The organism is Tropicimonas sp. (genome assembly GCF_047971885.1).
Taxonomy (GTDB): domain Bacteria; phylum Pseudomonadota; class Alphaproteobacteria; order Rhodobacterales; family Rhodobacteraceae; genus Tropicimonas.
The window spans coordinates 1-9146 of the sequence record NZ_JBKEAE010000116.1 but is presented as its reverse complement, the minus strand read 5'-3'; the positions used below and the strand labels follow the sequence as shown (position 1 = coordinate 9146).

The window sequence follows — 9146 nt, the reverse complement described above, 5'->3', positions numbered from 1 at the left end:
TTTTCGGCGCCGCCTTCGGCTGGGAGTTTGTCGATTACGGCCCCGACTACCGCGACATTCAGGGGGCGGGCACCGGCGGCGGGATCGAGCGCGCGCCGGCAAAGGCGCCGCTGGTCGTCCTGAAAACAGACGATCTGGAAGCGGCGCTCGAACGGGTGCGCGCGGCCGGGGCGGCGATCACGCGGGAAATTTTCGATTTTCCCGGCGGCCGCCGGTTCGAGTTCCGCACCCCGAACGGAACGGAAATGGCCGTCTGGAGCGCGCCCGCCAAATAGCGGCCGGGCACCGGCCAGTACGGCAGAAGCCGCTTGCGCCGCACCTGCCCCGGCGGGATAAGGGCGCCATGAGCAAGAATGACGCCAAGTTTCCCTACCGGCCCTGCGTCGGTGTCATGCTGGTCAACGGCGATGGCCGGATATTCGTCGGCCAGCGCAAGGACAGCGAGGTGCCCGCGTGGCAGATGCCGCAGGGCGGCATCGACAGGGGCGAGGACACGCGCGCGGCGGCGTTGCGCGAATTGCGGGAAGAAACCGGCATTACCCCGGATCTGGTCGAATTTGTTACCGAAACGGAGGACTGGCTGCACTACGACCTGCCGGAAAACCTGATCGGCAAGCTCTGGAAGGGCAAGTACCGGGGGCAGAAGCAGAAATGGCTTCTGCTGCGCTATCTCGGGCGCGACGATCAGATCGACATCGAGACCGAACACCCCGAATTCTCGCAATGGTGCTGGCTTCCGGCGGATGATCTGGTCGCCAATATCGTTCCGTTCAAGCGCGAGGTCTACCGGCAGGTCGTGGCGGCCTTCGCACCCCGGCTCTGAACGGTCAGCCGAGAACCTCCGGCAGGGTCAGGCCGCGCAGGATCTCGTTCGCCGGCATCGGGCGCCTGCCCTGCCGCTGCGCCTCCAGCACCTCGACCGCGCCGTCGCCGCAGGCAATGGTGAACCCGCCAAGCACCCTGCCCGGCGCGCCCCGCCCCGTGGCCAGACGCGAACGCAGCAGCTTCAGCCGTTCCCCCCCGATCTCGCACCACGCGCCGGGAAAGGGTGAAAGCCCCCGGATCTGGCGGTCGACCTCTGCTGCCGGGCGGGCCCAGTCAACACGCGCCTCGGATTTGTCGATCCGGGTGGCATAGCTCACACCCGCCTCGGGCTGCGGCACGGGTATCAGAGCGTCGATGCGCACCAGCGCCCCGGCAATCAGCCGCCCGCCCATCACCGAGAGCCGGTCGTGCAGATCGGCCGTGGTATCTTCGGGGCCGATCGGCGTCGCCTCACGCAGCAGGACCGGGCCGGTATCGAGCCCCGCGTCCATCTGCATGATGCAGATGCCGGTCTCGGCATCCCCGGCCATCACCGCGCGATGGATCGGCGCGGCGCCGCGCCAGCGCGGCAGCAGCGAGGCGTGAATGTTGAGGCACCCGTGGCGCGGCGCATCGAGGACCGCCGGCGGCAGGATCAGCCCGTAGGCAACGACGACACCGATATCGGCATTCAGCGCGGCAAAATCGTCTTGCACCGCCTGCGGCTTCAGCGAGACCGGGTGGCGCACCGGCAGGCCGAGCGCCTCGGCCCGGGCCTGTACCGGGGTCGGACGGTCCTTCTTGCCCCGGCCCGCCGGGCGCGGCGGCTGGGTATAGACGGCGGCGATTTCGTGGCCGGCGGACAGCAGCGCATCGAGCGCCGGCACCGAAAACCCGGGCGTTCCCATGAACACGACCCTCATCTGCTAGCCTCCCTGGCTTTTTCCGCCTTTTTCAGCAGCATCGCCCGCCTTGTCCGGCTCAGGTTGTCGAAATACATCCTGCCGTTCAGATGGTCGATCTGGTGCTGGACCGATGTCGCCCAGACCGCTTCGAACGCGCGGCTGACCCGCCGGCCGTCTACGTCGGTATAGGCCACCGTCACGCGATCAGGGCGTTCCAGATGCGCATGAACGCCCGGCAGGTTGGGGCTGGCCTCGTCATGCGCGCGCAGCGTGCGCGAAACCCCGGTTATTTCGGGATCGGCCAGCCGGATGGCCCGCCCGCGCTCGACGGAGCAATCGACCACCGCAAGCCGCAGCAGGATACCGATCTGCGGCGCAGCGAGACCAAGGCCCGGCATCGCATCCATCGTCTCGACCATGTCGTCCCAGATGGCGCGGATTTCATCCGTGATCTCGCCGACCGGTGCGGCCGGCGTTCCAAGCCGCCTGTCTGGCCAGGGCAGGAAGGGCCGGATCGCCATCGGTCAGTCCCGCGCACGCTCGCGCTTGAGCTTCTGCATCTTGCGGGTGATCATGTGGCGGCGCATCGGCTTGAGATAGTCGATGAACAGGACCCCGTTCAGATGATCGATCTCGTGCTGGACGCAAGTCGCCCACAGCCCGTCGAAATCCTCCTGCCGTTCATCGCCCGCGCGGTCGATCCAGCGCACGGTCACCCCGGCGGGGCGCTCGATTTCGGCGTAATGGTCGGGAATAGACAGGCAGCCCTCCTCATAGACGTTCCTTTCGTCGGAACTGGCGAGGATTTCGGGATTGAACATGATCAGCGGGCGCGGCGCGGCGCCCTCCTCCTTAACGCAATCGAGCACGATCAGCCGTCGGGTGACGCCGATCTGCGGCGCCGCCAGCCCGATACCGGGGGCGTCGTACATGGTTTGCAGCATGTCGTCGGCCAGCACGCGCAACTCGTCCGACAGGTCGGATACCGGATCGCAGACCTTTTTCAGGCGCGGATCGGGATGGAGAAGGATGGGTCTGAGTGTCATGTCGCTGCTCATGTAGGCGAAGCCGGATCGTGGTGCAACATGGCCCTTGCCCCCGCCGGACAGCCGGGTAGCCTGCGCGGAAAGCGAAGAAAGGAAGCCAGATGTCGTTCGACGAGATCATCGACCGCTGCGGCAGTCACTGCGTGAAATGGGACATGATGGAGTCCATCTACGGCGTGCCCGCCGACGACGGGATCGCCATGTGGGTGGCCGATATGGATTTCCGTCCGCCGCAATGCGTGAACGACGCGGTTCAGGCGATGGTCGATCACGGCATCTACGGCTATTTCGGCGACGATACCGCCTATCGCGACGCGATCTGCTGGTGGATGGCCGAACGGCACGGCTGGCAGGTCGATCCGGCGTCGATCTTCACCACCGCCGGTCTGGTCAACGGCACCGCCGTCTGCCTCGAAGCCTTCACCCGGCCCGGCGACGGCATCGTGCTGTTCACACCGGTCTACCATGCCTTCGCCCGCGTGATCGAGGCCGCGGGGCGGCAGGTTGTCGAATGCGGGATGATCAACGACAACGGTCGCTACCGGTTCGATTTCGATAGCTGGGACAGGCAGATGAGCGGCGGCGAGAAGATGCTGATCCTCTGTTCACCGCACAATCCCGGCGGGCGCGTGTGGACGCGCGACGAGCTTGAGCAGGTGGCCGGATTCGCGCGGCGGCACGATCTGCTGATTGTTTCCGACGAGATCCACCACGATCTCGTCTATCCCGGCGCGCGCCACGTTCCGATGGCGCAGATCGCCGGCATCCGCGACCGGCTGGTGATGATGACCGCGCCTTCCAAGACGTTCAACATTGCCGGCGCCCATACCGGGCAGGTGATCGTCGAGGATCCGCTGCTGCGCGAGACCTTCCGCAAGCGGATGGCCGGGCTTGGGAAATCGCCCAATTCCTTCGGACTTTTCATGACGACAGCGGCCTATTCGCCCGAGGGCGCGGCCTGGGTGGACAGGCTGCTGCCCTATCTCGATGGCAACCGGAAGCTGTTCGACAGCGCGGTGAGCGCGATTCCGGGCCTTGCATCGATGCCGCTCGAATCGACCTATCTGGCCTGGGTGGATTTCTCGGGCACCGGCATGTCGCGCGCCGAGTTCACCGAACGGGTCGAGCGCGGCGCCCGCATCGCGGCGAACCACGGCCCGACTTTCGGCAAGGGCGGCGAGAACTTCCTGCGTTTCAACCTCGCAACCCCGCGCAGCATGGTCGAAGAGGCGGTGAAGCGGCTCGCCGGTGCCTTCGGCGATCTGCAATGATCTCGGGGGGCGGGGCATTGCTGGCGGCCTGGCTGGCGCCCATCGCGGCGGGCGGAATTGCCGCCTGGGATGCCGCCGGGCCACCCGATCTGCTGCCGCCACCGCCCGCCCTGACCCAGCGGATCGACCGGATCGTGGTCTACAAGCATCACCGGAGGCTGATCGCCTATCGCGGCGGCGAAGCGCTCAAGGGCTATTCCATCGGGCTCGGCTTCGCGCCCGAGGGCGACAAGAGCCGGCAGGGCGACGGCCGCACCCCCGAGGGGCTGTTCCGGATCGATCAGCGCAACGGGCAGAGCCAATACCACCTGTCGCTCGGCATCGACTATCCGCAGCCCGAGGATGTCAGGCGCGCGGCGGAACTGGGGGTCTCGCCCGGCGGGGATATTTTCATCCACGGCCAGCCCAACCAGCGCAAAGGCGCCCCCGACCTGCGCGGCGACTGGACCGCCGGCTGCATGGCCGTCAGCGATGCCGGGATCGAGGAATTGTGGCGGGTGGTCCCGCTCGGGACCGAGGTCGAAATCCTGCCCTGAACCCGTCAGAAGGCAGGCAGCAGCCCGGCAGGTTCGGGGCGCTCGCGCACGAAATCGGCCGGGGGAGCGGTTTTTGCAGCCGGGGTTTCGACCTTGAACTCGAACAGCCGCTCGCCCTCGGTGTCGGCCGTCGCCACGATCAGCGCCTGGCAGAGATGCCTTCCCCGGTCATACAGATCGACCCGCCCGCGCAGGCCCGCCGCATCGGCGGAATCGAGCGCGAACCCGCCGGCCCAGTAGCGCAGGACGGCACGCTCCCGTCCGCCGGAGCGGATGGTCATATGGGTATCGCGCAGCAGATGCGCCCGGCTGGCGCGCGCCAGTTCGGTACGAACGGCCAGTGGCAGAAAATCCGACATGAGCCCCCCAAGGCGTGCTGCGCGTCCATCAGGCGCCGTGCGGGCGATTCGGTCAAGCGCGACCCGCCGTCATTCACAAAGGTTTCAAAAATCCGTTTCAAACCCGCCGGTTGTGACAAGTGTGCGCAAAAGCCGACATGTGTCTGCGCGGACGCCCGTTTTCCCGCTGCGCACACCGGTTAGATTGCGATCAGACAGGGAGACGCCGCCATGGGACTACTGATCGACGGGAAATGGCACGACCGCTGGTACGATACCGACAAGACCGGCGGCCGGTTCATCCGCAGCGAGGCCGCATTCCGCAACTGGATCACCCCCGACGGACAACCCGGCCAGACCGGCGAGGGCGGCTTTGCCGCCGAAAGCGGGCGCTATCATCTCTATGTCTCGCTTGCCTGTCCCTGGGCGCACCGGACACTGATCTGTCGCATGCTGAAAGGGCTGAAGAACCATATCGGGGTTTCCGTCGTCAGCCCCGACATGCTGCGCGACGGCTGGACCTTCGACACGGGGTTTCCCGGCTCGACCGGCGACGGGCTTTACGGGTCCGCGTTTCTGCGCGACATCTACCTGCGCGACACGTCCGATTACACCGGGCGGGTGACGGTGCCGGTGCTCTGGGACAAGCTACGCGGCCGGATCGTTTCGAACGAATCGTCCGAGATCATCCGCATGTTCGGAACCGCCTTCGACGGTATCACCGGCAATCCGCTGGACCTATACCCCGCCCCCCTGCGGGACGAGATCGAGCGGATCAATGCGCGGGTCTATTCCGGGCTTAACAACGGCGTCTACAAGGCCGGCTTCGCTACCACGCAAGACGCCTATGACGCCGCCGTGGCCGGGGTTTTCGAAACGCTCGACTGGATGCAGGCACGGCTTTCAGGGCAACGCTTCCTTGCCGCCGGCGCGCTGACCGAAGCCGATCTGCGCGCGTTCACCTCGCTGGTGCGGTTCGATGCGGTCTACAACGGACACTTCAAGTGCAGCCGCAACCGGCTGATCGACATGCCCGTTCTCTTCGCCTATACGCGCGACCTGTTCCAGATGCCCGGCATCGCCGCGACGGTCGATTTCGACCAGATTCGCCGGCACTATTATTTCAGCCACGAAATCATCAACCCCACCCGCATCGTGCCGCTGGCGCCGCGGGTCGACTGGTCAGCGCCGCATGGCCGCGATGCGGTTCCGCTGATTCCGGGCGGGTGACCCGCCGGTGAGGGCATCAGCGGGCCGACGCCGCGAAATGTTCGACCATTGCGACAATATCCTCGGGCGGGGTTTTCGAGCGGACAGAGGCACAGGCATTCGGCGCCAACCTGAAAATCGAGCCGTCCGAGAAGAAGGTCGTATCGTTCACGAAGATGATCTTGGTATCGGGCTGCCTGTAGGAGGCGAAATCCGCCACCGCCAGCGCGCTGCCGCGCGCCAGCACCAGGTTGAGCACGATGACATCGACCTCCTCGGATTGCAGCAGGGCGATGGCTCCGGTCTCGTCGCTCGCGATCACCACATCGCAGGAGCCGCTATCCAGGTGCCGCTTCCACAGTCCGCAAAGCTCGGGACAGCCTTCCACAATCAGGACGCGCATCAATCCTCCGTGCCAGACTTCACCGCCGCCGCTCCGGGCGCAGGTGAAGCGATATCCCCAACCGGAAGGCAACCGGATATCCGCACCCGTTAATCTCTTTCCATCCCGCAACAAATCCCGCAGAACACCGCAAATACTCGAACAGAACGCCGGTTGGGACGGATGGAAAAGACTAGAGATCGCAGCGGTTCTGGCAAGTCTTTCTTTACCTTGCGTGACCATGGCGGCGGAATAGATGCCGCTGCGGCACGCTGGGGCGGGAACAGATGCGACTGGCTGGACCTTTCGACCGGAATAAACCCCGTCGCCTATCCCCTGCCCGATCTGCCACCCGATTGCTGGTCCGCGCTGCCCGACATGGCCGCGACGCGCGAACTGGCGGATGCGGCGCGGCGTTTCTGGAAGGTGCCGCCCCATATGCAGGTGCTTGCCGTTCCCGGCGCCTCGGCGGCGATCGCACGGATACCGGCGCTGCCCCCCCCGGGCAGGGTGCATATTCATGCTCCCACCTATAACGAACACGCAGCCGCGTTCCGCACCGCCGGCTGGGCGGTTTCCAACCGGCCGCAGGGGGCAGATGCGACGGTTCTCGTCCACCCGAACAACCCGGACGGCCGGCTGTGGTGCAGTGGGGACCTGCCCGGCGACGGGCTGCTGGTGATCGACGAGAGCTTTTGCGACGTTGCGCCCGAAAGCAGCCTGCTCGACGCCGTTGCCGACCGGCCGGACACCGTCGTTCTCAAGAGCTTCGGCAAGTTCTGGGGCCTGGCCGGGCTGCGACTCGGGTTCGCTCTCGGGCCGCCCGATCTGCTGGACAGGCTGGCAGGAATGTTCGGGCCATGGGCGGTTTCCGGCCCGGCGCTGGCGATCGGCACCGCCGCCCTGAACGACGGCATCTGGGCCGACAGGACGCGCGCGCGCCTCGTTCGGGACGCGGCGCGGCTCGACACCCTGCTGTCGGCGACCGGCGCCTGCCCGGTCGGCGGCACATCGCTCTTCCGGCTGCACGACGTGGGCGATGCAACGGCGATGCAGGCACGGCTTGCAACCGCGCATATCTGGACCCGCCGCTTCCCCTATTCCGACCGCTGGCTCAGGGTCGGCCTGCCCGGCCGCGAAGCGGACTGGCGGCGGCTCGCGGACGCGCTGGCGTGAGCGAAAACGCGCTTCTGCTGCTGGGTGCGCTGGCGCTCGATGCCCTGCTGGGCGAGCCGCGCTGGCTGTGGTCGCGCCTGCCGCATCCGGCGGTGCTGATGGGGCGCCTCATCGCCTGGACGGACAGGCGGTTCAATTCCGGCGCGCACCGGCGGCTGAAAGGTGCGATGGTTCTGGGTGGCCTGTCAGCGCTTGCGGCGCTGCTGGGATGGGGCATCGCATCGCTGCCGGGCGGAGAGGCCCTCAGCCTGCTGCTGGCGGCGATCCTGCTGGCACAGCGCAGCCTCGCCGATCATGTGGCCGCCGTGGCGCGCGCCCTGCGGCTGTGCGTACCCGGCGGACGGCGGGCGGTCGCCATGATCGTCGGGCGCGATACCGATACGATGGACGAACCGGCCATCGCGCGCGCCGCCATCGAAAGCGGGGCCGAAAACCTGTCGGACGGCGTGGTGGCGCCCGCCTTCTGGTTTCTGGCCGGCGGGTTGCCGGGGATACTGGTCTACAAGCTGGTGAACACCGCCGACAGCATGATCGGCTATCGCACGCCGCGGCACGAGGCCTTCGGCTGGGCGGCGGCGCGGCTCGACGACCTGCTGAACCTGATTCCGGCCCGGCTGACAGCGGGGCTGATCCTGCTTGGCAGCGGCGGATTCGGGAACTGGCGGGCTATCCGCCGCGCCGCCCGTCGGCACCGTTCGCCCAACGCGGGCTGGCCCGAGGCGGCGATGGCCTTCTGCCTGGACGTGGCACTTTCGGGCCCGCGCAGCTACCATGGCCGGATGCGCGATTTTCCCTTCATCAACCCGGGTGGCAACCGCACCCCGGGACCGGCCGAGATCGACGCCTGCGTATCGGCGCTCTGGCGCAGCTGGGCCGGGCTGGCGCTGCTGGTGGCAGCCATCGCGGCGCTTTGAAACAGCCCGCTCACCGAAAGGTCATTCGCCGGGGCTTGCCGTCGCCCGATCCGCCGATACTGTGCGGCAAATTCCGGAGAGACAGATGAAACCCCTTGCCACCCTTGCACTTGCCGCTTTCACCACCACCGCCCAGGCCCAGGTGCCCTGTGGCGGTTCCTTTGCCGATTTCACCGCCGCCATGCAGCAGCAGGCCGTGGCGCAGGGGCACGATCCGTCAACGGTGGACCGGTTCTTTCACGGCGTGCGGCAGGAGCAGAAGGTGCTAAACGCGGATCGCGCGCAGGGCATCTTCCAGATGCCCTTCATCGACTTCTCGCGTCGGGTGATCAGCCAGAACCGGATAGACAACGGGCGGCGGAACCTTCGGGACCATGCGGCCACCTTCGACGCGATCCGCCAGACCTACGGCGTCAGCCCCGGCGTGCTGCTCGCCTTCTGGGCGCTCGAAACCGACTATGGCGCGGTGCAGGGCGATTTCAACACCGTCAACGCCCTGATGACATTGTCGCACGATTGCCGGCGGCCCGAACTGTTCCAGCCGCAGGTCTTCGCCGCCCTCACG

At 66.9% G+C, this 9146-nt stretch carries 13 protein-coding genes; 8 read left to right on the top strand and 5 right to left on the bottom strand.

Features of this window, described 5'->3' with window-relative positions:
- A partial coding sequence (locus ACK5IR_RS09805; RefSeq protein WP_416928364.1) for a VOC family protein occupies positions 1-275 on the top strand: 275 nt, incomplete at its 5' end.
- A gap of 68 nt (positions 276-343) precedes the next feature.
- On the top strand, positions 344-823 hold the full coding sequence (locus ACK5IR_RS09800) for an RNA pyrophosphohydrolase (protein ID WP_416928362.1): 480 nt from the start codon (positions 344-346) through the stop codon (positions 821-823).
- Positions 824-827: 4 nt separating this feature from the next.
- Here the strand turns inward: ACK5IR_RS09800 and fmt are convergent, their stop codons facing one another.
- Genes fmt through def (ACK5IR_RS09785) form a run of 3 tightly spaced genes read right to left on the bottom strand, consistent with a single transcriptional unit; the run spans position 828 to position 2755 of the window.
- A complete protein-coding gene (gene fmt / locus ACK5IR_RS09795) occupies positions 828-1727 on the bottom strand; it encodes a methionyl-tRNA formyltransferase (RefSeq protein ID WP_416928360.1) in 900 nt (299 codons plus the stop codon).
- On the bottom strand, positions 1724-2230 hold the full coding sequence (def, locus tag ACK5IR_RS09790; protein ID WP_416928358.1) for a peptide deformylase: 507 nt from the start codon (positions 2228-2230) through the stop codon (positions 1724-1726). The genes fmt and def (ACK5IR_RS09790) overlap by 4 nt, the downstream gene beginning before the upstream one ends.
- 3 nt (positions 2231-2233) lie before the next feature.
- Positions 2234-2755, bottom strand: a complete 522-nt coding sequence (gene def, locus ACK5IR_RS09785; protein WP_416928356.1) for a peptide deformylase — start codon at positions 2753-2755, stop codon at positions 2234-2236.
- A gap of 101 nt (positions 2756-2856) precedes the next feature.
- On the opposite strand from def (ACK5IR_RS09785), the gene ACK5IR_RS09780 reads away from it, so the two are divergent.
- Together ACK5IR_RS09780 and ACK5IR_RS09775 are read left to right on the top strand one after the other, a co-directional pair.
- Complete coding sequence (locus ACK5IR_RS09780) at positions 2857-4026, top strand: MalY/PatB family protein (protein ID WP_416928354.1); 1170 nt, start codon at positions 2857-2859, stop codon at positions 4024-4026.
- Positions 4023-4562: a L,D-transpeptidase family protein gene (locus tag ACK5IR_RS09775; protein ID WP_416928352.1), complete on the top strand. Its 540-nt coding sequence runs from the start codon at positions 4023-4025 to the stop codon at positions 4560-4562. The genes ACK5IR_RS09780 and ACK5IR_RS09775 overlap by 4 nt, the downstream gene beginning before the upstream one ends.
- 5 nt (positions 4563-4567) lie before the next feature.
- On the opposite strand, the gene ACK5IR_RS09770 is transcribed toward ACK5IR_RS09775, so the two are convergent.
- Positions 4568-4921, bottom strand: coding sequence for a hypothetical protein (locus ACK5IR_RS09770; protein ID WP_416928350.1), 354 nt, complete (start codon positions 4919-4921; stop codon positions 4568-4570).
- Between the two features lie 210 nt (positions 4922-5131).
- Between ACK5IR_RS09770 and ACK5IR_RS09765 the strand changes: the two genes are divergently transcribed.
- A complete protein-coding gene (locus ACK5IR_RS09765) occupies positions 5132-6130 on the top strand; it encodes a glutathione S-transferase family protein (RefSeq protein WP_416928348.1) in 999 nt (332 codons plus the stop codon).
- Between the two features lie 16 nt (positions 6131-6146).
- Here the strand turns inward: ACK5IR_RS09765 and ACK5IR_RS09760 are convergent, their stop codons facing one another.
- Positions 6147-6512: a hypothetical protein gene (locus tag ACK5IR_RS09760; RefSeq protein ID WP_416928346.1), complete on the bottom strand. Its 366-nt coding sequence runs from the start codon at positions 6510-6512 to the stop codon at positions 6147-6149.
- Positions 6513-6674: 162 nt separating this feature from the next.
- On the opposite strand from ACK5IR_RS09760, the gene cobD reads away from it, so the two are divergent.
- The 3 genes from cobD to ACK5IR_RS09745 all read left to right on the top strand — a co-directional run.
- Positions 6675-7667, top strand: a complete 993-nt coding sequence (gene cobD / locus ACK5IR_RS09755) for a threonine-phosphate decarboxylase CobD (protein WP_416928344.1) — start codon at positions 6675-6677, stop codon at positions 7665-7667.
- Positions 7664-8581, top strand: coding sequence for an adenosylcobinamide-phosphate synthase CbiB (gene cbiB, locus ACK5IR_RS09750; protein ID WP_416928342.1), 918 nt, complete (start codon positions 7664-7666; stop codon positions 8579-8581). Before cobD ends, cbiB begins: the two co-directional genes overlap by 4 nt.
- Before the next feature lie 85 nt (positions 8582-8666).
- The coding region (locus ACK5IR_RS09745; RefSeq protein ID WP_416928340.1) for a lytic murein transglycosylase at positions 8667-9146 on the top strand (480 nt) is incomplete at its 3' end.